The organism is Salinispira sp. (genome assembly GCF_059431795.1).
The window spans coordinates 1-25752 of the sequence record NZ_JBXWXS010000021.1 but is presented as its reverse complement, the minus strand read 5'-3'; the positions used below and the strand labels follow the sequence as shown (position 1 = coordinate 25752).

Below are 25752 nucleotides of genomic sequence, written 5' to 3'. Positions count from 1 at the left end.
ATTACACACTGGTACTGCCGACGGACCTCCAACTGAGTCATAAGGACACAAATAGGCGGTGATCCTGCGAATCGCAGTGATTTTCCGGTGAATGGTTTGACATGGCCCGGAAGTTTTGTTGATACTAATGATTCAACCCCGGTAATTCGGGAGAGAATCTGAAACCCACATACCATTTCATCCAGGAGGATGCACATGCATAGCCACAGGTTTTCCGCGCCTTCAAGCAGAAGCAGACACGTTATGAACATGGCACTGACCGTTTTAACCATCGCCGCAATGTTCCTTATATCCTGTACAACTCCCTCCGATTCACCGGTAGCCGGAGACGGCGGGTCCACTGAATTTATTCCCCAGGACAGCGGGCTTCGAAGCGGTGAACTGGAAAACGGAATGAAATTTTATATCCGGGAGAATGACCGTCCGGAAAACAAGGCGGAACTCCGCTTGGTTGTGAATGCAGGCTCGATCCTGGAGGACGAAGACCAGCTCGGTCTTGCTCATTTCCTGGAACACATGGCATTCAACGGAACGGAAAAGTATCCGAAAAACGAAATTGTTTCCTTTCTGCAGGAAATCGGGATGGAATTCGGCCCGGATATTAACGCCTACACCAGCTTTGATGAAACCGTGTATATGCTCTCCATTCCCCTGGGTGACCAAGAGCTTCTGGACAGGGGCTTTGAAGTACTGGAAGAATGGGCGTTTAATATGAGTATCCGGCCGGAGGACGTAGAAGAAGAGCGGGGTGTCATTCTTGAAGAGTGGAGACTGGGCCGGGGGGCCAACCAGAGAATTCTTGAGGAAATCCTCCCTGTTCTTTTCCAGAATTCCCGCTATGCCCGGCGTCTGCCCATTGGAAGCGAAGAGATTATCAGGACTGCAGATGCCCCGACCCTCCGGCGCTTTTATGAAGATTGGTACAGGCCTGGTCTCATGGCAATAATCGCCGTTGGGGATTTTCAGGCCGATGAAATAGAGGCAAAAATTCAGAGCACATTCTCTGAATACGGCACACCGGAAGATCCCAGGGAACGCCCCCGCTACGACGTGCCCATCTCCGAGGAAGACAAGTATATGTTTGTGACCGATCCGGAAGCAACAGTGACCTCCATTGAGGTTATGAACCAGTATGAGCCCTCGCTGCTCAGACGTCCCGATCAGCTGGATGATGTGCTTGCGGAAAGGCTGTTTTACGCAATGATCAATTCCAGGTTCTCGGAGATTGTCCAAACCTCCGGTACGCCGTTTATTACCGCCCAGTCCTATTCCACCCAGTATACACGCTGGAGCGGCCACAGTGGAATTACCGTACTGTCCGCCCCGGATGCAATTCCCCGGGCGTTAAGAAACCTGGGGCTGGAAAGCGAGCGACTGCGCCGGCACGGATTTCTTCCCGGTGAACTTGAACGGGCAAAGGGAAATCTGCTCCGCTCCTATGAGAACTATTACCGGGAACGGGACAACCGGGAACACAGCCAGCTCATGGGGGAAATACAAGGGCATTTCCTGAAGGACAGCCCGGTACTCTCCCCCCCATGGCTCTGGGAGCAGATTCAACAGAGGCTGCCGGAAATCAGCATCGAGGATTTGACGCCAATTATTGAGCGTCGCCTGGATCCGGGCAACCGGCTTCTTCTGATCAGCGGCCCGGATTCCATTGAACAATACCGTCTGGATCAGGAAGAAGCGTACAAGCTGCTGGATTCATGGAACTCAGCCGCCGTGGAACCCTGGGACGATGGGGAAACCGGCGGCGAACTTGTGGAGGAAATTCCCGAGCCCGGAGAGATTAGCTCCAAAGAGCTGGACAATGAAAGCGGAATTCACCGTTGGGAGCTGTCCAACGGAGCAACGGTCTACGTGAAACCCACAGATTTTAAATCCGATGAGCTGCTTTTCTCAGCTTTCAGTCCCGGCGGTCTGAATATGGCCGAGGATGATGAATATCTTTCTGCAAGCCTGGCATCCACCATTTCCCAGGTAAGCGGGCTTGGGGAGTACACGGCGGTGGAATTGAACAAGTATCTATCCGGTATTAATGCTTCGCTGAGTCCCTATATTGGAGACATTCAGGAGGGACTTCAGGGATCTGCAAGTCCCGAAGACCTGGAGACCATGCTCCAGATGGCATATCTCAATTTTACAAACCCCAGGGCGGACATTGAAGCATGGAACACCTACGCCGGCCGTCTCAGCTCCTATCTGGAAGAGCAGGAACGGGATCCCCGATTCCAGTATCAGAATAGAATCAGCGAAGTGGTCTACGATTCCCACCCCCGGGCGGAAAACCTCAGTGCGGAAGATGTGTCCCGGGTGGATTTCAGTACCGCCGAACAGTTTTTCTCCCGACGTTTTTCCAACCCCGGGGATTTCACCTTTATCTTTGTGGGCAATATAGACATTGAAAAACTTGAAGAGGGTGTTGAACAATGGATAGCCTCCATTCCCTCTCAGGATACCCGGGACCCCATCATCGACCGTGGCATGAACTATTTTGATGAGAATATCCGAAGCGAACTATCCGCCGGAATAGAACCCCTATCAATCGTTACCCAGGTATGGACCGGCGAAATAGATTGGAGCTACGAAAACTTTTATGATATGGCCTCATTGAGCTCTGCCCTGGATATCATTTTGGTGGAAAAGGTGCGGGAAGCCGCCGGCGGAACCTACAGTATTTCATCCAGCTTCGCCATGTCCCAACAACCAAAGGAAGACTACCGATTCGTCATTCAGTTCAGCTGCGAACCGTCCCGGGTGGATGAGCTGATCTCCATAGTGAACGCTGAAATTCAGGCAATCATCTCGGGAAATCTGGATTCGGACTATGTGGACAAGGTTCAGGAATCTCAGAGAGTAAATTACGCCGACAGCCTTCAGCGAAACGGATGGTGGGTGAATCAGATGCAGTTCCTTCTGGAACACGATCTGGAATGGAACTATGCCCTGAATAAAAATGAATGGTATGACCGGCTGAACAGCGATGATATTGTTGCCGGAGCGGAACGCTGGCTGGGAGATCAGGCCAGTTACGGGGAAATCATCCTATTTCCCCAAGAGGAAGAATAATGCCCGTATATGTCAACCGGACACTGAACCTGAAGAAGATCAAATTGATCGGCTTCGATATGGATTATACCCTTGTACGGTATAATACGGAAATATTTGAGCGTTTGGCCCATGAACAGGCAGTACGAATACTGGTGGAGGATTTCAACTATCCTGAAGAAATCCTCTCACTTCCCTTCGACAAAGACCGGGCCATCGTGGGGCTGGTAATAGATACCCGCAACGGCAATCTGTTGAAACTCAGCCGCTTCGGGAAGGTGAAAAGTGCCTGCCACGGTTTGGAACATATTCACTACCGGAAGGTGCGCGACCTGTATCAGAGTGTGGCCATAGATCTGAGCCATCCGGATTTCATCCCGCTGGATACTAGTTTTGCCATTTCCTACGGGGTGCTCTATTCCCAGCTGGTTGATGAGAAATCCAGGGAAATGAAACTCCCGGATTTCCGCCGGCTCGCCCAGGATATCCATGCTGCCATCAATACGGCCCATCAGGACGGTTCTATTAAAGATACCGTTCTGGACGACCTGGATCGTTTTGTAATCAGCGATCCCAAAATTCCCCAACTATTGGAACGTTATGCGGACTACGGGAAGAAGCTAATGATCATCACCAACAGCGATTTTGCCTATACCCGAAAAATTCTGGATTACAGTATCACCCCTCATCTGAAATCCCACAAGCACTGGAGCGAAGTGTTCGACCTGGTAGTTACATTGGCGGAAAAGCCCCTCTTTTTCCAGGAAAACCGCCGGTTTCTGGCAATCGATCCGGACAGCGGCTGCATGCGAAACCATGAAGGGCCGGTTACCGAAGGTATTTATCAGGGCGGATGGTTTAAAAAAATTCAGAATGATATGGGTCTGGCGGGAAACGAAATCCTCTATATGGGAGACCATATTTACGGGGATGTTGTGGCCATTAAAAAACTGTGTGACTGGCGCACCGGCCTGGTGCTGGGGGATTTGGAACGGGAGCTTGAAGGGATACACAGGGCTAAACCCATTCAGTCCCAGATCGATGAACTGAGCAGGAAAAAATCCCGTCTGGAACGGGAAATCAACCGGCTTGATATCGCCCGCTATGACGGAACCGATCCCGAACCCGGTGAGCTTGATCGGCTGTTTGAAAACATCGAAGAAATTAACAACCGTATCTCCGTACTTCTGGGAGAATACCGCAGCAACTTCAATCCCGTCTGGGGTGAGGTGCTCCGCTCCGGAAACGAGGAAAGCCGATATGCTGATCAGATTATCAGCTACGCCTGTGTATACATGACCCGGATTTCCGACCTCTTCGACTACAGCCCGAAAACTTACTTCCGGCCTCTCAGACGTACCATGGCTCACGAGCAGGACGAGTGATCTGTAACATTGCCGGGCAGAGTCTGGAGCTTGAACGCTTCCCCTACCCCGGTTCCCGGGAGCACCGGGCCTGGGATGCGGCGGATGAGATTTTTTTTGATACTCCGTCTTTTCTCCACTGGAGTACACAAGAAGCCCCGAATGGCACCCATCTGTCCGGCAGGAACATTCTCATGTTCGATGACGATCACGGGAGTCTGGCTCTTATTCTTGCCGGATACCTGCCCTCCTGCCGAATAGATCTTGTCTCCGATTCCCTCCTAACCCACCGGGCTCTTGAGCATAATGCTCCCGGTGACGGCAGAATTGAGCGCATTACTCCGATGCCCCTGAGGGAAGCCATTAAGCTTGGCAAAACCCTCAGCGAACCTTCCAAAGCGCATCCTCATCCCCCTGGATATGAGGGCGTAGTGATGAAACTGCCCAAATCCGCACTGATGTTTGAAAATTACTGCCGCATCATTCTCCGCCTTGCCCCCCGGGCCGATATATGGATCGGCGGCATGTCCAAACGCTGGTCTCCGGCTCTCCGCAGGATGGAAGAAATCTATTTTGGTACGGGAAATGCGGGAAAATTCCGCCGCCGTGGTCGCTGGGTGTATCATCCCCCGGCCGCTCCCCATTCCGGGGCCGCTTCCAGGTCCACCTCTATACCCTCTTCCAGGGCCGATTCTATAGCAGCTTCCGGGACCGCTCCCCATTCCGGGGCTAGCATCAGCAGTAATGAAAACAGCCCGCAGCCGGAAAGCTCGTGGACCCGTGAATACATGTTCAACTCCCGGCGCTATGTACAAACTGCCGGGATCTACAGCTCGGGCTCGGCGGACACGGGAACGATGGTTCTTCTCTCACAGCTGCTCTCCGGCGGCGGGTACAGGGACCGGGCTGGAAGGTCCTTGGCTGAACAGCCCCGGGCTGCGGATCTGGGCTGTGGTAACGGCATTCTGGGAATCGAATTTCAGCTCACCAACCCCCGGTGGAATATGATTTTCTGTGATGAAAGCTACTGTGCGGTGGAATCCGCCCGGCAGAACTGGGACCGTCTTTCAGCCCCGTCGGGGGCATCGGCCGCACAATTCCACTGTATGCCGGCTCTTGAACAGATCGCAGCAGAGTCCCTTGACCTTGTGCTCTGTAATCCACCGTTTCACTATAAGAGTATCCAGACTCAGGAGGTGGCCCGGCATATGTTTCAGGACGCACGGCGGGCTCTTCGCCCTGGTGCTGAACTCTGGGTGGTCGCCAACTCCCATCTTGGGTATGGGAGATTTTTACGCTCATTGTTTGACAGGGTGGTTGTGGAACAGGTAACTGAAGGCTTCAAAATTTTCCGCTGTGTCAAGAGTCCCGCCTCAGGGCCCCAGATCCGGGAGGACGGGCATGGGTTGCTCCCTCGCTGAAACGGTGCCTACCCTCTGTAGATTAGTCCTGTAGTTTAGTTCTGTAGTTTAGTCACAGGGATTTATCGACAAGCTGCAGGAAATTCCCTATGTTTAAAGCATGGGACGATTCCTGATTACCTGTCTGGGTTGCTCACTCATGTTAATAATATTTCTTTTTCCCGCCCAGCCCCAGGAGCTGTACGGGGGAAACGGTGAAGTGCCTTTTATCGTGGACCGGGTGGATCATGCCCGCAGTGAATCGCTGTGGTCTGCAGAGATGTATGAAATTTACAGCCATGACAACTATGGCGAGTACGCTCCCTTCGCCCATTCATTGGATTTTTCAGATATCGACTACCCTCTTCTCCATGCAGCGCTTTTTTATGAATCCAACCGTGCCCGTGTGATGGAGGGACTGGACGCCCTGCCCTGGAATTTCAATCTTGAAATAACTGCATATAATCATTCTTTATTTATGGTAGAGAGCTTTGAGTTCGCTCATTATTCAGGAGATTCCAGGCGCCGCTCTCCCAATAACCGTGGCAGCCTGGCGGGGATTACCAATCCCCAAGTCACTGAAAATATTGCCATCAATTTCGCATTAGACTATGAGGAAGGCAGGAAGTTTTTTGTTCACGACGTAGATATCTACAGCTATGACAATAACCCTGCTCACGCTCTTCAACCTCTTTCATATGCCGGATTCGCAAAAAAGGCGCTGCGGCTCTGGATGGATTCCTTCGGGCACAGGAAGAACCTTCTCAGCCCCAATGCGGTTGAAATGGGTACCGGGGCGTTCTTCTACCGTGAAGCCAACTCAGGGTATTTTCCGAAGTTCAGAACCACGCAAAACTTCCAGTGGTGGTCTCCGGTGATCTCAACCGAGAGCAGCGACCCCCTTCCACCGGGGTTCCGGTTTGAGTGAATTATAAACCGGAGTATCTTTCAAACTGAGGCCAGAGCAGGGAAAGGGGCTGCAGCAGCATACTGTTAAAAGCGCACAGCTGCGCCTCCGCTTCGCCGGGTGTATACAAAAAAGCCGGCGGAATAATCCGTCGGCAGTGTAGTTGCCCGGCTCTCAATCGGCCGGGCAGAATGGGGCTGAATGTATGTTCGATTAGAACAGAGTAAGCTCAAAGTTCTCGTCACCAAGAATCTTGTTTTCGCCGCTGTAGTTTGCAATACCCCCAACATTGTACACTTTGGTGTAGCCAATCTCTTCAAGTGCGGATTTTACGTATCCTGCACGGGTACCGGATCCGCACATGAGGAAGATTTCCCTGTCCTGGGCACCGAAAATATTCTGGAGCTTGGCACGGGATTCAATGTCCTCGGCGGAGAATTCCCAACCGTTGTTGCGCACCAGGGCGTTATTATCCAGATACTCGAAGAAAGATACCAGTTCAAAACTGTCAATATAGCCGGCGGTGTACTTATCTGCCACGTTTCGCAGGTCCACATACTTGGCCCCGGGTCGGTAGAGATTGGAATCGATATTGTCCATGGTCACTTCACCAGGAAGTGCGGCAACTCCCGCATACTCTCCGTCTCCCAATACCTTGTTCTCGCCGTTGTAGTCGCGGATACCACCGGCATTGTAGACTTTGCTGTATCCCAGATCTTCCAGAGCTGCTTTCACATAGCCGGCCCGGGTTCCGGAACCGCACATCAGAACTACCGCTTCATCCATTTCTCCGAAAACATTTTCCAGGATTGCACTGCTCTCAACATCCGCCGAGGAAAATTCCCAGCCGTTGTTACGAACAAGCGCCCGACCTTCCAGGTATTCGAAGAAGGGAACCACTTCAAAGCCTTCGATATATCCGCCGCTGAACATGTCGGAGAAGTTCCGAAGATCGATAAAGCGCGCTTCCGCATTCAGATAGGAATCGATGTTTTCCATACTGATGTCTTCATTACCGCTGAGTTCAACGGCTGAGCCTCCGCAGCTGATAAGGCTTACGGCAATCATTAAACCTGCAAGTACAATTGCGAGTTTTTTCATATAAATCTCCTCTTTTCCGGAACCCGTGCCGGGTTCCGGTAGTATCATCAAAATGATCTGGTATATTTGCTTGGTGGTACAAAAGACGTTACATGTATCGTTCGTTATGGTATTCGAACAATCCCTGGAGCATCCGCACCGCGTTATTGGGAGTTACGGTTGCACCTGTATAGGCATCCACTTCCCCGTGCATGGGCTCTATGGCATTAATATCTTCCTGAGTGCCGCCCCTCAGATTATCCTCGGTGTACTGCATCAGCAGTTCATGAGCGGGTATACCTTCCCATGTCACATAACTGTCACCATACATTCCCGCAGTATAATGTCCGGAAGAATCATCGTCCCAGGAAATGAAGCTTACCGAACCGTCTTCCTTGCTGAGCTCAACGTAGGCCACAGACCAATAATTCACCTGGGGCCCCCGGCAGGTACATGCGATATACACAACCTGATACTTCACAGTCTCCAGCTGCTCGTACTCGAAGGGTACGAATGCAACCATTTCAGTCTCTTCCTGATGTCCGTTTACATGGGTGTAGTAAAATGCGTTTTCAACAAGAATTCCCCCGCCGCTGCCGGCTTCCTGGGTTTCTGCTGACTGATTATCAGTTCCTGGTCCACAGGATACGAGTACCGCAGCTGCTGCAAGCAGTAGCGCCAAAAGGAATGCTTTTCTCATCAGCTTCTCCTAATTTCTGAGTAATATACTTATATAGATAAATAAATATCTATATAAGTATATTAGGACATAGCGGCTATTTTAGCAAGCTATATTTCACAATTTTTCGGCAAATAATATTTTAATGGATTTATATTTCCATAATTATAGGCAGCAGCTATTTTTTTGTGATTCACTTCACATTATTATCTACTGGACATCTCTTTGAATGTTCGGAGAATTTGCCTTTTTCTTGCTTGCTGCATATGTTATTGCTCCTGAAGCAGTTGTACATTATCTTGGAACAACACGGTTTCTACACTCTGAATACGAGGTGCACAAATGAACTACCTTACATCCCTAAGCGATGATTATTTCAATAACGGCATGACCATGGACGAATATCTATCCAGCGCGCGGAATTACCGAAGCTTCGTACGGCAGCTGACGGAAAAGGCCCACGTATCTGACAGCCAGATTCAGCGTCTCCAGGAGATGCAAAAGAGGCTTGGGAGACTCAGGGTAACGGTTAACACCGAGGACTGGTGCGGTGACTGGGCGTGCAACGCGCCCATTCTCTCGGCCCTTTTTAAATCTGCAGGGGTTGAAATGCGGATTTTTCGGGGATCAGAATTTCCGCTGCTTAAGGAACGCTATGAACGGGATGGGGATGATCACATACCCGCCGTCTCAATCTGGAATGAAGAAGGAGAAGAACTTCTCCGCTGGATTGAAGCTCCGGAAGCTGTCTCAAAGAAAAAAGATCAATGGAAGGCCGAACATCCGGAATTCACCCGCACATATGCCCTTCAAAAGGAAGATCCTCAAGCAAAAAAGGAATTTGCCGTGATGTATCGGAATTTTCTTGATATGATGGGCGAATGGTACAGCTCGGGAATGTGGGCTGAGACTGTGCGGGAAATACTAGATGAACTGGAGAAACAGCAATGAGCCCAGAACAGGATTCGATGAAAGATGAGACCGTACTCATTACCGGCGCGAACAGCGGAGTAGGATTTGAAACGGCCAAAGCCCTGGCATTGAAAGGTGTCCGGATAATCGCGGCCTGCCGAAATAGGGAGAAAGGAAAACAGGCGGTTGAAGAGATTATCAATTTCAGCGGCAATGAACAGGTCTCCCTTCTGGAGATTGATTTGAGCAGTCTTGAGTCTGTACGGAATGCCGCCGCACGGGTCCTGGATGATGTGAAAGTGCTGGACGTACTCATTAACAATGCGGGCATAATTACCCAGAAACGTGAGCTCAGTGAAGACGGCTTTGAGTTACAGTTGGCCACCAATCATTTGGGTCCTTTTTTACTCACCAACATGCTTCTGCCGATCATCATTCCTTCTTCCAAGGCCAGGATTATTAATCTTTCCTCTGGTGCCCATTTCATGGGAAAAATTCACTTCCATGATCTTATGCTGGAGAACAGCTTCAAACCATTCAAGGCTTATGGACAATCCAAATTGGCCAATATTTTATTTACCCGCTCACTGAAACATCATTTCGGACACAGAGGAATTCGGGCCAACAGCGTTCATCCCGGCTTTGTGAATACCAACTTCGGGAAGAGCCGCTCCTCGGAAAAACTTCACGGGTTTCTGGAATGGTTCACCAACTTCGGAGTCTCAGCTGAAAAGGGAGCGGAAACCAGTGTATGGCTGGCATCATCACCCGAAGCCGGGGAATATTCCGGTGAATACTTTGTAAAGTGCAAGCCTGCCCGGACCAGTAAAGGAGCCAAAGATATGGCCGCCGCGGAAAAACTCTGGCATGTGAGTGAAGAGCTCACGGAGCTGCCCGGCCTCTTGTAAATGGTTTTGTGTAATTAGTTTCAAGTAATTGCTTTCATGGCGGATAAAACACGGGCAAAATCTATCTGTATCCAGTTGTGGTCGTAGAATCCCCAAATGGTTGAGAATTTCAGGGCTGTAAGATCCAGGATGCTGATGCTTCCGTTAATCTCCAGCTGTGAAGGCTTCTCGAGGGGTGTTCCGTTTTTCGCTTCATATTTGGAACCATAGAAATTGTAACTCTCTGAGGGCACATAACTTCCGTCAGCATTCTCTACATATGTATCCTCATCCGGCCGGGAAGCATAGTTTTTCTCAAAAGGGTTGAGATAATCAATCAGCTTCCGGGCCGAAGTAAAGTCCAAAACCTTGAACTTCTCCTTGTGCTCCAGCATTTTCAGATTCAGAAGATCGTAGCGGTATTGGCTCTCCGCATCATTTTTCTGGATGTGCTGCAACTCGCCAATCCAGGAGCTCATTGAAAAAAGCCGCATCTGGGGGCTGACAAAATGGTTACTGACCATCACACAATCCTGCAGAATCCGTTCGCAGGGAAAGAAAAAGACCGACGGAACGATATAATCCTTCCCATGGCCGGGAGATAGATACAAACGGCGGATATCCTGTGAGTTCACAAACATTTCTCCAGGTTCATTCATCTCCGGATTGTACTCCAGCCCGAAAAGCCGGAACAGATTCCGGTTTTGCTCCTCCAGATCCAATTCAAGGGGTTCATCGTTCATCCAACGCACCACCATCCCCTTACTGAACGGTCTTTTTTCATCATAGGCATCAAGTTCCAGGGGATTGGGAATGCAGTTATCTTCCGTTTTAAGGCGGGGCGGCAGATCTTCGTAGAACTCACGGTGCTGGAGGGTATCTCCTGTTTCCATAACACAGGCGGAGGGACCCGCTGCAGCTGATGCATCCACCGGTTCTCCCGTTTCGGCAAAATCCTCATGTGCTTTGCCCTGGGCTGCAGGATACAGATAACTCACCCCCCGGTTATCCCGCCTTACATAGTCCACCAACTGTTCAAGCGTACGGTTTTCCTGCAGCGCCTGACGGACCAGCAGAAGGGAATTGAGCCCCGGGACACCCCGGCGTACATTTCCCCCCGCAGCAAGATGCACTCCCATGGACATTCCAAAGGGGTTGAGTCCCACCACAGAGCCTGCAAAACCCGGAGCTCCAAAGCTCAGATAAGGGACCGAATCTCCCGGATTGTACAGAATATACGCCCCGGTACGGTTGAATACATCACAGGTGCTGAACATGAAATCTCTGCCGAACAGCGTGTGACCGTTCTCGGTCATTGTGCTCTGTGCTGCGAAGGAATTGCACGACAGGGGATCCTGATACTCCTCCATACGGTACTGAAGCCCCAAAAAGCCCGCTACGTCATATACGTAGGACAAAATTGTATCCACTCCATAATTCAGGGCAACCAGATCCCGGAACAGAACAGGACGACTTTTCCGTGCCCCTCGGTACATACCGTACATCTCCTCGCTCAATCCCCGGGGAATATTATGCATACTCACCGCTGAACGGAGGAACACCAGCTCGGTAAGCAGGTTTCCCATAACCTTCCGGAAGCTCGGCCATTTCTTTAATCCGAAGGTGGAAAAAATTACATTGTTGCTGTAGTCCCTGCTCATGGCAAGAATGTTATCCGGAGCTAATATTCCCATAAGAAATCCCGCCTGGGCGGGTGTTCCTTCCAGGTAATAGAGGTATTTTTCGCTGTTTCCGTGGGGGATTGAAAAGCCCCGTTGACCGTCTGCCTCCACGGCCAGAAGGCGCTCCGGATTGAAGCCATCTTGAGACAATTGGCGCATGAGTGGCTCATAGTTTCCGGGCAGACTGCATTCATATTTTTTCAGCACCGATCGGCGGCCTAATGTGAGGCGATTCATTTTCCTGATATCTCTCCTTGCTCCCGGATGAAAGAGGGAGAACAAGAAAGAGACAGATAATCGGTAGGCATGGGTAAACTGATCAATAAAGGTGAGAATGGCTGCGAGAATAAAAAATGTAAACACAGATACCAGAGATACCAACCCGTACACAAGACGGGGAATGGTCCAGTACATCTCAAAGGGCCGCTGTTTCATATCAGCCTCCGGGGAAAATATGAGGCATGGGAAGGGATCAGTCCGGTTCCCATACCGATAATTCCACTATACTGGAGTATCTTTCAAATTTCCATTTTCAAAAAGAATCTAATTTGATCTAAATTCCGCTACCTGGTGGCTGGGGGCTCTGTGGCTGCTACCCGGTGGCTGGGGCTCATTGGCCGCCCGAATATGCCAACCTCCAGGGATGCCTGCTGCTCCCGGTGGCTGGGGCTCATTGGGCCAGAGTAATTGCCCTTCCATGGTCATGCACTTCAACCAGCCGGGAATGCAGGGCCTTAACCGCCTGATCAAAATCATCCTCGGCGATTACAAAGCGCATTTCCACCTGACGCATGCTCTGATGCACAGATAGAATATTGATATTGCTCTCCGCCAGACTGCGGACCGACTGGGAAAGCATTCCCGCTTCGCTCATATCTGTCCCGATTACAGACACGATGCTAACCTTCTGCTGATCCACTTCCGCTTCAGGAAACATCTCTTCAATAACCGAGCGGATCCTTTTTACCACCTTCAGGCTTGCAGCAAGGTAGTGGGTAACCGTGTTGGCGTTAATATCCTTCGCCACGGTATAAATCCTCATTTTTTTGATAAGGGTGAGGATTTCCTGTTCATATCTGCCCACATTGCCGGCCATCTCCTGATCGAAAACCTCCAGGGCGTAGATTCCCCTTCTGCCGGCAATAATTTCAACCATGGGTGAATCGCTGCTGTAATCGGTTGTAATTAAGGTCCCTGTGTGTTCCGGTTCGAAGGTATTCTTCACCCGCAGGGGAATATTCTGCTTTCTCAGTCCCTTAGCAGCCTTGGGATGGATCGCTTCCATTCCCAGATTGGCAAGATGATCCGCCACATCGTAGTTTGTCCTGCCAATGGGGACCGCATTGTCTTGGCCCACCAATTTGGGATCGGCACTGCTCAAGTGGAACTCTTTATGAATCACCGCTTCCCGGGCCCCGGTGAGCACTGCGATTCGGCTGAACGTCATTTCGCTGTATCCCCGGTCGAAGGTGGCCATAAGCCCGTTCTCGCTGTGGGCGTATCCGGTTGCAATAGGCAGTTCAGTCTCCAGATCCACTGAACCAAACGCCTGAACAATTCTCTCATCCAGGGGGATGTGGCTGCTGGTCTGCCAGCCGGTGAGGTCCACAAAGCGGGCATTCACCCCGTCGCGGCGCAGGAGGGCGGCCATATTCCAGGCGCTGTGGGCTTCACCGATACTGGCAAGCATCTCCCGTACCGTGGAAAGATGTTCTTCCAGGGAAAAATGTCCGTGTCGACACAGACGGTCCAAATCGGTGAGACAGCCGGATGCGGATGCAAGACGGGCGTCGATGAAACGGTTTGCCTCTTCCAGAAGATCTCCTTCACCGAAGAAATTGGTGTTAATCCGGTAAAGGAGTATTTTCAGTTCATGAAATGCCTGGTGCCAGCTGTCTTCTCCTGTGCTGTTGGCGAAGAGGCTGAAAATCCCCGGCTTCCCGTTCTTTTTATGCTCGAGGAGTTTATCGGTAATTCCTCCGTAGGCGGAAACCACCAGAATCCTCTGGTACAGCGAATTGCCCGAAGCGGGCTTTTGTACGATATTATCCCGAACGGCGGCATAATTACTCATGGATGTACCGCCGATTTTTTCAACCGTGTGCACACCCCGATTCCCGGAAGAATTATCGCCTTCTGCAGATGAGGCATCCTGTAATGATTGAATCTGTATCTCTTTCATAGCATCTCTCTTTGTATTGTATCCTCATGTATTTTATCCGGATCTGCACCCGTGAAATCCGGCGGTTTGCCCAGCCCTTCGCAGGGAACCCTTGGCTCCCGCGCACCTGGGGCTACCAGGATAATTGGGGACTGGTCTGTTTCACGACTTTGATCTGTTTTACGCCTTTGATCCGTTTTCGGGTTGCAAGATATTCAGGCCGCGGCTGTTTGCCGTTAAAGGGTTCCACCAGCGCATTGCTCATGGCGTTGTACACAAAAAACACATTCGATCTGGGTTCCGGTGTGATATTCCCGTTGGATCCGTGCATCACGTTACAGTCAAAAATTATCACCGATCCGGGTTTGCCGGTTGCTGTTACGATTCCACCCTCCCGGGCAAGACTGCGTACCTGGTCATCGGAGGGTACGCCCACAACCTGCTTTTTCAGGGAGGATTTGTAATTATGCTCAGGGGTTTCACCCTCTGTTGCAACGAAGGTTTGATGGGACCCGGGGATAAGCATGAGCGGACCGTTATATTCAAAGTTTTCGGTCAGGGCGATGGACATACTCAGAGCACGCATCCGCGGCATACCATCTTCACTGTGCCATGTCTCAAAATCTGAATGCCAATAGAACTCTTTCCCCCGGAAACCGGGTTTATAGTTCACTCTGCTCTGGTGGATGTACAATTCATCGTTAAGAATCTGTTCGGCAATTCCCGCAAGCCGTGGATCCGCTGAAAGATCACTGAATAACTGGCTGTTTTCATGGATCCTGAATACCGACCTTACCTCGCCGCTGTCAGGCTCGCTGATGATCTCACCCGACTCCCGAATTTGCCGATCCCTGGAAAGCCTGATGAGCTCTTCCCTGAAGGATTCAACCTCCGAAGAGCTGAACAGGTCTTCCAGGATCAGAAACCCGTCGGTCTCAAATTGCTTCAGCAAACCGATTTCCAGGGGACCTCCGGCCCGGTCGCTTCCCCCGGGCCGATGAATAACAGGATCTTTTCGGGAAAGCATCTTCCCTTCATCGCGCAGCCTGCTGGGATACGGATCCTGTAATGCCATAAAAACTCCTCCTAAGATGTAATTCCTTCCGCTTCGAGCTCGTAAGCGCCTTCCTTGTTGTGAACCTCTTTTCCCGTGAGAGGAGGATTAAACACACAGGCCATTTTCATTTCTTCAAAGGCTCTGAGAATATGTTTGTCGTGCTTATCCAGAATATAGAGAGTACCCGCTTCAATGGGATGGCGTTTCCCGTCATCCAGGGTTTCCACTTCCCCCCGGCCTGACATGCAGTACACCGACTCAAGATGGTTTTGATAATGCATGTAAAAGTCCGCATCTTTGTATATTGTGGTAATATGAAACGAGAATCCCATATTGTCGTCTTTCAGGAGCATTCGGGTGCTTTCCCAGTTGCCATCGGGAGATACAATTCGCCTGTCCCCAGCTTCCGCTTCTTTTAGATTCCGTACAATCATGAAATAGCCCTCTCATCATCAAAGTAATCTGTTTCTTCGGGAATGCTGTCTTCAGCCGCGCATACCTGTTTCACAGCTTCCTCAACAATATCCAAACCTTTTTTCAGATTTTCATCGGAAATTACCAGGGGACAGAGAAATTTCACCACCTGGTCGTCGGCACCGCTGGTTTCGATAATGAGACCCTTCTTGAACGCCTTGTGGGTAATTTTCCCGGCAATTTCACCGTTAATGCAATTAATCCCCCGGAACATTCCCCGTCCCTTGGATGTAAAATTGCCTTCTCCGTATTTTTCCACAATTGCATCCAGACGCTGGGCAACATAATCCCCCTTGCGTTTGATTTCTTTACTGAAGGCATCGTCTTTCCAGTAGTGTTCAATTGCTGCTTTGGCGGTTACAAACGCGTGGTTGTTACCCCGGAAGGTACCGTTATGCTCTCCGGGCTTCCACTGATCCAGATCGGGACGGATCATCACCATCGCAAAGGGAAGACCGAATCCGCCCAGGGACTTGGAGAGGGTTACAATATCCGGCTTGATGCCCGAATCTTCAAAACTGAAGTAATCGCCGGTGCGTCCGCAGCCCGACTGAATATCATCCACAATTAAAAGAACATCATGCTTGCGGCATACCAGTTCCAGATTTCTCAGCCATTCGGCGCTTGCAGCGTTAATTCCGCCCTCACCCTGAACGGTCTCCACAATTACCGCCGCGGGTAGATCTATACCGCTGCTGGAATCGGAAAGGACCTTGTCCAGATAGTGGGTGGTATCAATATCGTCCCCGAGATACCGGTCATAGGGAAGCCGTGAGCTGCCGTTCAGACTTACCCCGGCGGCACCCCGATGATGAGAATTCCCCGTGGTAGCCAATGAACCCAGACTCACACCATGGAATCCGTTGGTAAAGGAGATAATATTTTCCCGTCCAGTAACGTTTCTTGCCAGCTTTAAAGCAGCTTCCACCGCATTGGTGCCGGTGGGCCCGGGAAACTGAAGAATGTATTCAAGACCTCTGGGCTTCAGGATAATTTCGTTGAACGCTTCCATAAATTCGCCCTTGGCTTTGGTATGGAGATCCAATCCATGGGTAATTCCATCCTGCTGAATGTACTCCATCAGCTCTTTTTTAAAGAGAGGATTATTATGCCCGTAGTTCAGGGTTCCGGCTCCGGCGAGAAAATCCAGATACCGCTTTCCCTCATTGTCGAACACATATTCTCCCTGAGCCTTGGTGAATACTCTGGGAAACGACCTGGCATATGACTGAACTTCCGATTCAATCTCGTCAAAAATCTTCATATTAACTCCTAAAATGTAGCGCCGCTTTACGCGAAAGGGCCGATCCGGAAAAGAAACTCCGAATCATGTCTTCCGTCGAAATGACGTTCTTTGGTGAAAAATTCTGTTTCGGTGATTTCGCATTCTCGCCGACGGGCGATGGATGCGAATAATTTCCTCGATGCATTGTTATCTTTAGTGATAGTAGTTTCGATAAACCGTACACCAGAGCACAATTCACGGGATAGGATATGGTCAATCATCCGGGAAGCCATGCCCATGCCCCGGGCATCTTCATGCACCGCAACCTGCCATACAAACAGGGTATCGGCACGGCCGGGTATCAGATACGCGCTGAGACTCCCCAGCAGTCTTGATCCCGATTCAGCCACGGCGGATGTACCGACGAAGTGACTGCATTGAAGAAGATTCGCATACATAGAGTTCTGATCCAGCGGCGGCGAGGCCGCAACCAGGTCATATACTCGACTGCCATCTGTCGCCTCAGGCTCACGAACAACTATAGATGATTCTACCATGTACCCCCCATATATCGGGGCCTAATATATAGTATCCTAAATAATATTTCAAGTAGGATGTCCTACATGTATGTAGATAAACCGGTTTATTTTTCAGAGCTGGTGAACTGTCCTGGTTCATTTTGCATGTATTAGGTTTTTTTTCGACTTTTTTATGGCGTACAATTCATATAATATATACGGCACTCCCTTCCAGATGTTTGTACACGAATATTTTCTGCATGTGCATTCAGTTATTTCATTTGCTCTCTATACATATCGCCCCGCCACCGTCTCAACATATCGCCCCCCCCGCACGCACCAGAAGATTCGTAAACTGTTGTGGCAGATTTGGGTGGAAAAAGAGCGGCGGACGACGCCGGAGCCTTTCGGCACAGAAGGGAGGGTGAGAAATTAGAGACCGATATCTATAATGGTAACATCATCCCAGAAACGCCTCTGTTCCCGGCCATCCTTCACGGTCTCAATAAAGAGATTCACCCACTCATCACTGCGGGAATCGGGTACAGATTGAATAAGACTCTGGGGATTTCCGGCCATTAAACCGTCTCTATCTTTCAAAAGTCCATCGGTTACCATGATAATCCGGTCCCCGGGCTTCATACCGATAATCCGTTCCCGGTAGGTAATCCCGGGCTTGTATCCCAGCCCGGGAGAAGTAAGATGCTCCGCGCGAATATCCTGCCCGCTGATATGGAAAAACGGCAGATGCCCCGCATTGGCATAATGGAGGGTTGAGCTGCGGGTATCGATCACCAGAACCTGAATAGTGACCAGAAGATCCGGAAGTTCTAGATGCTTTTCATACAGCTGATTGTTCACCTCACTGAGGTAGTGATCCGGACTGAAAAGCAGCTTGGGCTTGCTGCTTTGTATTCTATCGGCGATTTGCTTGAGTCTGGCAGCGAAGTAGGTTCCTTTTACCCCCTGGGCCGAAACATCTGCCAGAGCCACCAGGAACTTGTCATCTTCAAGGCGGCGGACCCAGTACATGTCCCCCCCGCAGCGGGTGGAATTCATGGGAAGATAGGTTAAAGACTTCAGCTCCGGAATATCCTCATCCACGCTGTTTTCCAGAAGAATATTCTGAATCCGTTTGGTCCACAGAATTTCATCTTCCAGATAATTTCTATACTCACGGTTTTGCTTTTTTATGTTGTACAGGGTGATCGCCCGGCCGATTTCCGCTTTCAGGGCGGCGCTGTCCCAGGGTTTTTGAATAAACGCGGTAATTCCCGCCCGAATACTGTGACTGATATCTTCAATATCCGAATATCCGGATAACAGCATGGTTACCACATCGGGATACCGGTCAGCCACCATCTGCACAAGTGTGGCTCCGGACATCCTGGGCATTTTCAAATCGCTGATCAGAATTGCAGTGTGAGAGTTGGCGGCGAGATACTCAAGAGCTTCTTCACCCCCTGAACACAAGTGGAGGTTCCAACCCTGGCGGTTCAGCCAGGATTCCAGTTCCCGTCTCAGGGCTTTTCGTATTTGCTCTTCATCATCTACGCACAGGAGGCTTGGTTGCTGGATCATACTGGTATTTTTATGGCTGGAAAGCCGAAAATCAATGTTTCCTGCGAGAAAACATAAAAAAAGGGCACTTTTTTCATGTTCTGGATTGACAACCCTGTAAACATGAAGTACTGTTTCCTTGATACGCAGTGTAGGTATCAGGATATTGATTGTACTTATGTCATTATGACCCCCTGTTGTTCCTTATGTGATAACACGGCCATACATGAACAAGCAGCATATCATGTGGTCCTATCGCAGTATTAATACTTTTTTAAGGAGCAATTTTATGGAACAAGGTACCGTAAAATGGTTTAACGAAACAAAGGGTTTCGGTTTTATCAGCAGAGAAGGCGGAAATGACATTTTCGTACATCACACTGGAATTGTAGCAGACGGATTCCGCACTCTTCGTGAGGGCGCAACCGTTGAGTTTCAGGTAGAAGAAAGCGAAAAAGGCCCCCGGGCAGTTTCCGTACGGGAACTCTAATAGCCGCATTCTTCGGTGTTCACCACCGAATAAGCAGCCGTTCGGACCAATGGTCTGAACGGCTTTTTTTGTGCCCGAATGTAAGCCTGACCTGCCCCCGTGGGTGCCCCGCACTTATACTTGCTTATCTTGACGCAGCAGCAATGCCTGCCCTGGCCGGATGTATGACTGGATCGGATGTATGACCGGGCCGGCCCGCTTAGATTCTCCCCTTTTGGATCTTACCCCGGGACAAGAGGGATTCGGCTTTGTTGATGATCATTTCACCACTGAATGCCAGCGCTATGGTTACGATGGTTCCGGAAAGGACCAACGCGGAGTTTTGAAGGGTTAACCCGCTGATAATAATGGTCCCGAGCCCTCCGGCACCGATCACCGCACCGATTGCAGCCGTCCCCAGATTCAGAATAAACGCATGACGAATGCCGGTAAAAATTAACGGCAGGGCCTGAGGCATTTCCACAATCATCAGACGCTGGAATTCGCTCATCCCCATTCCCCTGGCGGCATCGATGATCCCGGGTCTGATGCTCTGAAATCCCACAATGGTATTTCCAACCACCGGAAACAGGGAGTAAAGAAACAGGGCAAGCATGGTGGGCTCCCACCCGAATCCAAGAAAAGGGAACGCGAGAATAATCACAGCAGACGGCGGGAAGGTCTGTATGAACCCGTTTACCCGTTTCAGCATGGTCTGGAAATCCTTTCCCGCTCTCCGGGTTACCACCACCCCCAGGCCTACCCCAACCCCCACCGATAACAGCGTTGCTCCCAGGGTTAATCCTGTATGAATGAGCGTCATACGGGCCAGACTCACCCTGCTATGGAGAAACTGTGTTTCTCCGGGATACAACAGGGAGAGAATTCCTTCCTGTATTCCCGGGGCAAGAATATACAGCAGTGTCAGTAAGATGAAGGCCGTGCGGAGCAGATTGCCGCGAATGGCCCCAAGGCCGCCCCCACCATGTTTTCCCGTTGATGCTTCCTTCATTGGAGACTCACTTCCTGAATTTGCTCATACCTGAGCTCCGCCTTGAGAGTCAGATCATCATCCACCACCGGAACAGCCGGGAGACCCAGGCTGAGAATACGGGACATGCATTCTTTCAGGGACGAGTATTCCCGTACGGTCTGATTTCCCGGATCGATGCTTCGGCGGACTTCCCTGCCCCGTACCATTGCCTTCACACCCACTGGAATGCCGTCTGGATCCGTTTCCCAGGTGCAGCGGCCCTCCGCAAGGGGTTCGCCGTCCCGGGGCTCGTAGAGAGGCTGTGAAAGCTGATCCGCGGTGAACAGGGTAAGACGCTTCAGGGCTCTGTCTGGACCCAGAAACTGTTCCACAAACTCATCCGCTGGTTCGGCCAGAATTGCCTCGGGGTGATCCGCCTGAACGATTTCTCCATCCTTCATAATTACCAAATAGTCCGCAAGGCGCACCGCCTCTTCCAAATCGTGGGTAACGAAAATAACCGTCTTTTTCAGTTTTCGCTGAATTCGGATGAATTCATCCTGTAGGGTTTCCCGGTTCAACGGGTCCACCGCACCGAAAGGTTCATCCATGAGCAGAACATGGGGGTCGGCACCTAGAGCACGGGCGACTCCTACCCGCTGGCCTTCTCCTCCGGACAGCTGGGCGGGATACTTTTCCATGTACTCATCCGGATCCAGCTTCACCAGTTTCAGAAGTTCATTGCTGCGATCCCGACGTCGAGCCTTGTCCCAGCCCAGCAGTCTGGGGACCAAACTCACATTTTCCCACACCGTCAAATGGGGTATGAGCCCCACGGATTGAATGGCGTAGCCCATGTTTCTGCGCAGCTCTACCAGATCATCCAGGGACGATTCAAGGCCGGGATAACTGATACTTCCCCGGGATACGGGAACCAAGCCGTTAATGCTTCTCAGGGTGGTGGATTTCCCGCAGCCGCTGGGTCCGATAAGCACCGTTACTCTGTTGCGGGGAATCTTCAGGGAGATCCGCTTCAGGGCTTGTTTACTGCCGTAATCCACGCCCACATCGGTGAGTTCGATTGCAGATTTCGTATTGAGAACTGATTTTCTGAACTGTTCAATATCTATCATTCGGGTTCTCCCGTTTGTGCGGAGTATTGTTTTTGTAAGGCTTTGGGTGTAAGCAGCCGTATGAGAATGGAAAGCAGCTGATCCGCCACCAGAGTTATTGCAATAATGAGAAACATCCCTAAAAGCACCATATCGGAAGATGCCTGGCCCAGCCCTTCGAAAACAAACACTCCCAAGCCGCCGCCCCCGACCAATTTAGCCAGGGTGGCATTGCCCAGGGTCTGGATCAGAGCCACCCGGATGCCGTGGAGAATTACCGGAACGCCCAGTGGAAGACGCACCATTCTCCAAAGCTGGGCGGTGTTCATCCCCATTCCTCTGGCGGCATCAATTACCCTGCCATCCACTTCCGAAAGCGCGGTATAGCTGTATCGGAGAACCGGATAGAGGGCGTACATGCTCAATGCGATGATGGCCGGTGTATTGCCGATACCCCGCAGCCCCAGCTGCCTGAGCATTGGAACGGCTCGGGATAGGGCGGCCAGCGGCGCGATCATCAATCCGAATAGGGCAATACTGGGAATGGTCTGAAGTACGTTCAGTACGGGAAACAGTGAATCCCTGATCCGCTTGAACTGGTAGGAAAAAAACGCCCCGGGTACGCCGATAATTACTGCGATTCCCACGCTGGTGAGGGTAATACTAATGTGGTTCCAGATTTCCTTCAGGAGGCGACGCTGCTGGTTGGAAGCTTCTTTGATGATACCCAGAGCATCCAATGCCGAACTGCGGTATAGCAGCAGCGAGCTGACAAGAAATACCCCCAAAGCGAACCATGCCCCCCCTTTGGGCGGACGGTCGGAAAGAAGCGGAATAATCCCCGCCAGGATGAAGAGGTAAAAACCGAAGCCCAGACCCACCCGTCCAAACTCACCCAAAAATTCCTCGTGGGCACCGGGAATTCCCGAAAGCACCCAAAAAGCGACCACGATGCTCAGGCCCGGCAGCAGAGCGGAGATAATCCCCAGCCAGGCCCCTTCCCGGTTCACTTCTTTGGTCTTCCCCCCGATAATCCGCAGCATGAGCAGCCCAGGGGGAACCAGCAGCAGGAGAAAACCGCCGGGACCGGTGCGAAACAGAAAATCCGCCGCCCACAACGGAACGCTGCCGGCAACCCGGTTCTCCCGGATATCGGCAAAGGGGAAAAGAAAACTGACGGTGAAAATAATCACCGCCAGTATTGAATATTTATATTGCTGCCGATCCCGGACATTCATTGCTGGTCCGGTTTAGAGAAAGCCATTAGTGCTCAGGTAATCTTCTGCCACTGTACGGGGATCTTCACCGTTTACCGCAATCCGGGCGTTCAGACTCTGAAGAGTTTTCAGATCCAGACTGCGGAACACCGGTTCGAGAATATCTTCAATTTCCGGGTACATCTGAAGGATTTCCTCCCTCACAATTGGTGCAGGTTCATATACCGGCTGAACCCCACGGGTATCTTCCATAACCACCAGCCCCAGAGCGGCAAGCTGGCCGTCGGTTCCGTAAGCCATGGCTGCGTTCACACCTTCGGTGCCTTCAGCTGCGGCCTGTTCGGTAAGGGCGGTGTTACCGCTGGAAAAGACCAAGAGCTGTTCTTCGCCCAGGGAAAAGCCGTAGCCTTCTTCGAAGCTGGGCAGGGCTGCTTCGCTGGAAATAAACTCTTCACTTCCGGCAATCTTGAACTCTCCGCCGTTGTTGATATATTCGGCAAGATCCTCAAGGGTGGAGAGGTTTTCAGCCTGGGCCAGATCCTCCCGAAGGGCTATTGCCCAGGTATTGTTCGCAGGCGCAGGCTGAAGCCAAACAATAGAGTTAGCCTCATAGTCCAGTTGTTTCACCGTTTCATATGCAGTATCGGGATTTTTCCATACATCGGCTTCCGTCTCACCGCTGAACAGATAAAAACCGTTTCCGGTGTATTCCGGATAAATATCCAACTCACCGGTGGTAATACCTTCCCGAACCACCGGTGTGGATCCGGTTTGGGTTCTATCGTTGACCTGAAAACCGTTTTCCTCCAGCAGGGCAACAATCATATTCCCCAAAAGCGCCCCTTCGGTATCAATTTTAGAACCCACTGTGACCGGCCCCTTGAGCCCTTCTTCTTCGGCTCCACCGGCGGCAAACAGCACGGTTGTTGCGCTGAGTGTAAGCATTGCAATGAGAACAAAGACCAAAACACATCTGAACGAACGTCGCATAATTCCTCCTTACTTTGGCTGCACTTTTACTGCATACTACTACAGCTGCAGTATGCATATGCAGGGTGTGTACCGCAGCCCGCCCCCTTCAGGGCATATTGTTAGATTACTATGCTCAGGATAAAAGTAAAGGGAAAAACCGGAAATTCACTCCCATTCACATATTGCACTCCGCTCCTGTTGGGGTACAATGGAGGTATGATCAGAAACCGTTTCGCAGTAAAAATCAGTGTAATTGTACTCATTATTCTCGTGGGAGGAATTCTTCCCCTCCATGCTCAGATGGATCTTCTGCCATTCATCTTCCGGGACATTCCCCCGGAGCTGGAACAGGGGATCCCCACCACCATGACCTATAATGAGTTCCGCTCATTAAACCGGAACATCGATTTTTTCACTGTGGGGATGAGTCTGATTGCCCCGGGATACGGCTTCTTCAGTGTGGACCGGCCATATGCGGGAGCCGCAGTGGCCGGAGGCCGGGCATTAGGGTACGGGCTGATGGCTGCAGGGGTAATCCGTCAGTGGCAGGATTTCCGGGATGTCTGGAATGGGCAGGATTTGAGCGCTGAGGAATGGGATAATTTGAAGGTGAATGCCTTTTTATTCGGAAGCGGGGCATTTCTCAATATGGTTTTATGGGGTGTTGATGTGCTGGGTGCATATCACGTGGCCCTTGAAGAAAAAAACTGGGTAATTTATCACCACGGACTCAAGGTGGAACATGAAAGCAGGGGAGAACATGAAATAGAGCAGCTGCGAAGTTACTTCCTGCAGGATGATACCTCAGTCCGGGAGTATCTCAGAGCACGGCTTCATAGAATTGCCATGAGTTCCAGTTGGGGCGATTTTCCCGAGGAAGATCTTCAGGAAGCGCTTTACTATCATGGCGTCATGGAATACGGCAGAGGGAGAAGCGAACGGGCGGTTCTTCAGCTTCTCAGTGCATATACGGTTACAGAAAGTCAGTGGCAGCAGAAAATCGGCGCTCTTATTGTGGATATTTTATCCTCCCGTCAGGCTCTCGCCTGGGAAAAAGACAGGGAACTTCTTTGGGAAGAACTAGGGAGGGCCGCAAACGAGGGCTACAGCTACCCGGATCTGGTATCCCTTCTCCCGGAACTGGAGCATGCAGAACTTCGTTCCCAAATGTTCCTCATGGCAAACCGGTATCTGGGAAGCGGAGAGAAACCTCTGCAGGGAGATCTGGTGCTGTTCTCCATGGCCCGGGCATGGGCGGGCCAGGATGATATTAGGAATGCGGCCACCGCCTACGCCAAACTGCTCCGCTTTTACCCTGAGAGCCCGATGGCCGAAGAAGCCAGGAAGCGGGCTGCAGCACTCTACATGGCTCTGGGAGATACCCAGGCCGCGGAAGCACTGAAGTAATCAGTTCACGCCGTTTCCCCCCGGGCGTCCGGCTCACGGTGAAGATGAAAACGGGTCAGTACAAACAGGGCGAACAACAGCGCAAGGGAGGCAAAGAGGTATGCGGGAATGCTTTCAAGCCCCAGGTTGCCGGCAACCAGGCCTGCAATCCAGGGCATAATTGCCCCCCCGAATCCCGCCGCGGCAATCTGCATCCCGATGGTGTTTGCTTCGTAGCGCCGCCCCACCCGTTTTCGGGTATCCGATACCAGCCCGGGAAAAATCGGGGCAATGGCAAAACCGGTAATCCCTATACCCGCCACACTCATTCCCGGGGAAACATCCAGCCAGAGCAGTAACACCCCTGCTCCTGCCAGCAAGATGGAACTCACAAGTAGAAGGGCGGTGCTGAGTTTCCGGGTGTACAATCCGCCGAGAATTCTGCCCAGGGTAAACATGGCCCAATAACTGCCGGTAATAAATCCCGCAACCGCCGGGTCCACAGCCCGGGACTCTGTGAGAAGGGTAAAACTCCACAGTCCAAGTCCCAGTTCCACTCCTGTGTAGATAAAAAACATCAGCATACTCAGCAGCGAGGGCAGATTTCTGAGGGTCTCAAGGCTTCCCGGTTCGGCGGATTCTTGCAGCCCGGATTCTTGCAGCCCG

The 25752-nt window shown here is 51.1% G+C and carries 22 protein-coding genes; 8 read left to right on the top strand and 14 right to left on the bottom strand.

Features of this window, described 5'->3' with window-relative positions; translation table 11 throughout:
- Positions 1–195 precede the first annotated feature (195 nt).
- The 4 genes from AC52PS_RS07715 to AC52PS_RS07700 all read left to right on the top strand — a co-directional run bounded on the left by AC52PS_RS07715 (position 196) and on the right by AC52PS_RS07700 (position 6743).
- Entirely contained in the window at positions 196–3072 is a 2877-nt protein-coding gene (locus AC52PS_RS07715; protein ID WP_495562474.1) for a M16 family metallopeptidase, read from the top strand.
- Positions 3072–4436, top strand: coding sequence for an HAD-IG family 5'-nucleotidase (locus AC52PS_RS07710; protein ID WP_495562473.1), 1365 nt, complete (start codon positions 3072–3074; stop codon positions 4434–4436). The genes AC52PS_RS07715 and AC52PS_RS07710 overlap by 1 nt, the downstream gene beginning before the upstream one ends.
- Positions 4433–5836, top strand: a complete 1404-nt coding sequence (locus tag AC52PS_RS07705; RefSeq protein ID WP_495562472.1) for a class I SAM-dependent methyltransferase — start codon at positions 4433–4435, stop codon at positions 5834–5836. The genes AC52PS_RS07710 and AC52PS_RS07705 overlap by 4 nt, the downstream gene beginning before the upstream one ends.
- A gap of 139 nt (positions 5837–5975) precedes the next feature.
- The gene (locus AC52PS_RS07700; RefSeq protein WP_495562471.1) at positions 5976–6743 is read left to right on the top strand and encodes a CAP domain-containing protein; all 768 of its coding nucleotides are present in this window, start codon (positions 5976–5978) and stop codon (positions 6741–6743) included.
- Positions 6744–6935: 192 nt separating this feature from the next.
- Here the strand turns inward: AC52PS_RS07700 and AC52PS_RS07695 are convergent, their stop codons facing one another.
- Positions 6936–7823 (bottom strand): rhodanese-like domain-containing protein, encoded by an 888-nt coding sequence (locus tag AC52PS_RS07695; RefSeq protein WP_495562470.1) that lies wholly within the window; start codon positions 7821–7823, stop codon positions 6936–6938.
- Between the two features lie 88 nt (positions 7824–7911).
- Positions 7912–8502 carry a hypothetical protein gene (locus AC52PS_RS07690; protein ID WP_495562469.1) on the bottom strand — a complete coding sequence of 197 codons (591 nt, stop codon included), beginning with the start codon at positions 8500–8502 and terminating at the stop codon, positions 7912–7914.
- A 321-nt stretch (positions 8503–8823) separates the two neighbouring features.
- Here AC52PS_RS07690 and AC52PS_RS07685 point away from each other — a divergent pair, with 321 nt between their 5' ends.
- Together AC52PS_RS07685 and AC52PS_RS07680 are read left to right on the top strand one after the other, a co-directional pair.
- The gene (locus AC52PS_RS07685; protein ID WP_495562468.1) at positions 8824–9432 is read left to right on the top strand and encodes a thioredoxin family protein; all 609 of its coding nucleotides are present in this window, start codon (positions 8824–8826) and stop codon (positions 9430–9432) included.
- Positions 9429–10301, top strand: a complete 873-nt coding sequence (locus tag AC52PS_RS07680; RefSeq protein ID WP_495562467.1) for an SDR family oxidoreductase — start codon at positions 9429–9431, stop codon at positions 10299–10301. The genes AC52PS_RS07685 and AC52PS_RS07680 overlap by 4 nt, the downstream gene beginning before the upstream one ends.
- 20 nt (positions 10302–10321) lie before the next feature.
- On the opposite strand, the gene AC52PS_RS07675 is transcribed toward AC52PS_RS07680, so the two are convergent.
- From AC52PS_RS07675 to AC52PS_RS07645, 7 genes are all read right to left on the bottom strand, one after another.
- Positions 10322–12397: a C45 family peptidase gene (locus AC52PS_RS07675; RefSeq protein WP_495562466.1), complete on the bottom strand. Its 2076-nt coding sequence runs from the start codon at positions 12395–12397 to the stop codon at positions 10322–10324.
- 235 nt (positions 12398–12632) lie between these two features.
- Positions 12633–14144 carry an aspartate kinase gene (locus AC52PS_RS07670; RefSeq protein ID WP_495562465.1) on the bottom strand — a complete coding sequence of 504 codons (1512 nt, stop codon included), beginning with the start codon at positions 14142–14144 and terminating at the stop codon, positions 12633–12635.
- 112 nt (positions 14145–14256) lie between these two features.
- The gene (gene thpD, locus AC52PS_RS07665) at positions 14257–15198 is read right to left on the bottom strand and encodes an ectoine hydroxylase (protein ID WP_495562464.1); all 942 of its coding nucleotides are present in this window, start codon (positions 15196–15198) and stop codon (positions 14257–14259) included.
- Between the two features lie 11 nt (positions 15199–15209).
- Positions 15210–15614 (bottom strand): ectoine synthase, encoded by a 405-nt coding sequence (locus tag AC52PS_RS07660; protein ID WP_495562463.1) that lies wholly within the window; start codon positions 15612–15614, stop codon positions 15210–15212.
- Positions 15611–16918 (bottom strand): diaminobutyrate--2-oxoglutarate transaminase, encoded by a 1308-nt coding sequence (gene ectB, locus AC52PS_RS07655; RefSeq protein ID WP_495562462.1) that lies wholly within the window; start codon positions 16916–16918, stop codon positions 15611–15613. Before ectB ends, AC52PS_RS07660 begins: the two co-directional genes overlap by 4 nt.
- A gap of 26 nt (positions 16919–16944) precedes the next feature.
- Positions 16945–17436: a diaminobutyrate acetyltransferase gene (ectA, locus tag AC52PS_RS07650; protein WP_495562461.1), complete on the bottom strand. Its 492-nt coding sequence runs from the start codon at positions 17434–17436 to the stop codon at positions 16945–16947.
- Between the two features lie 393 nt (positions 17437–17829).
- A complete protein-coding gene (locus AC52PS_RS07645; RefSeq protein WP_495562460.1) occupies positions 17830–18978 on the bottom strand; it encodes a PP2C family protein-serine/threonine phosphatase in 1149 nt (382 codons plus the stop codon).
- 268 nt (positions 18979–19246) lie between these two features.
- Between AC52PS_RS07645 and AC52PS_RS07640 the strand changes: the two genes are divergently transcribed.
- Entirely contained in the window at positions 19247–19447 is a 201-nt protein-coding gene (locus AC52PS_RS07640) for a cold-shock protein (protein ID WP_024268414.1), read from the top strand.
- Positions 19448–19646: 199 nt separating this feature from the next.
- On the opposite strand, the gene AC52PS_RS07635 is transcribed toward AC52PS_RS07640, so the two are convergent.
- From AC52PS_RS07635 to osmF, 4 genes are read right to left on the bottom strand one after another with little or no spacing between them, the layout of a single operon-like run.
- Positions 19647–20438, bottom strand: coding sequence for an ABC transporter permease (locus tag AC52PS_RS07635; RefSeq protein ID WP_495562459.1), 792 nt, complete (start codon positions 20436–20438; stop codon positions 19647–19649).
- On the bottom strand, positions 20435–21532 hold the full coding sequence (locus AC52PS_RS07630) for an ABC transporter ATP-binding protein (RefSeq protein ID WP_495562458.1): 1098 nt from the start codon (positions 21530–21532) through the stop codon (positions 20435–20437). The genes AC52PS_RS07635 and AC52PS_RS07630 overlap by 4 nt, the downstream gene beginning before the upstream one ends.
- Complete coding sequence (locus AC52PS_RS07625; RefSeq protein ID WP_495562457.1) at positions 21529–22749, bottom strand: ABC transporter permease; 1221 nt, start codon at positions 22747–22749, stop codon at positions 21529–21531. The genes AC52PS_RS07630 and AC52PS_RS07625 overlap by 4 nt, the downstream gene beginning before the upstream one ends.
- A gap of 12 nt (positions 22750–22761) precedes the next feature.
- Positions 22762–23718, bottom strand: a complete 957-nt coding sequence (gene osmF, locus AC52PS_RS07620; protein WP_495562456.1) for a glycine betaine ABC transporter substrate-binding protein OsmF — start codon at positions 23716–23718, stop codon at positions 22762–22764.
- Between the two features lie 198 nt (positions 23719–23916).
- Here osmF and AC52PS_RS07615 point away from each other — a divergent pair, with 198 nt between their 5' ends.
- The gene (locus AC52PS_RS07615) at positions 23917–25107 is read left to right on the top strand and encodes a tetratricopeptide repeat protein (protein WP_495562455.1); all 1191 of its coding nucleotides are present in this window, start codon (positions 23917–23919) and stop codon (positions 25105–25107) included.
- A gap of 5 nt (positions 25108–25112) precedes the next feature.
- On the opposite strand, the gene AC52PS_RS07610 is transcribed toward AC52PS_RS07615, so the two are convergent.
- On the bottom strand, positions 25113–25752 hold a 640-nt coding region (locus AC52PS_RS07610; RefSeq protein WP_495562454.1), incomplete at its 5' end, for an MFS transporter.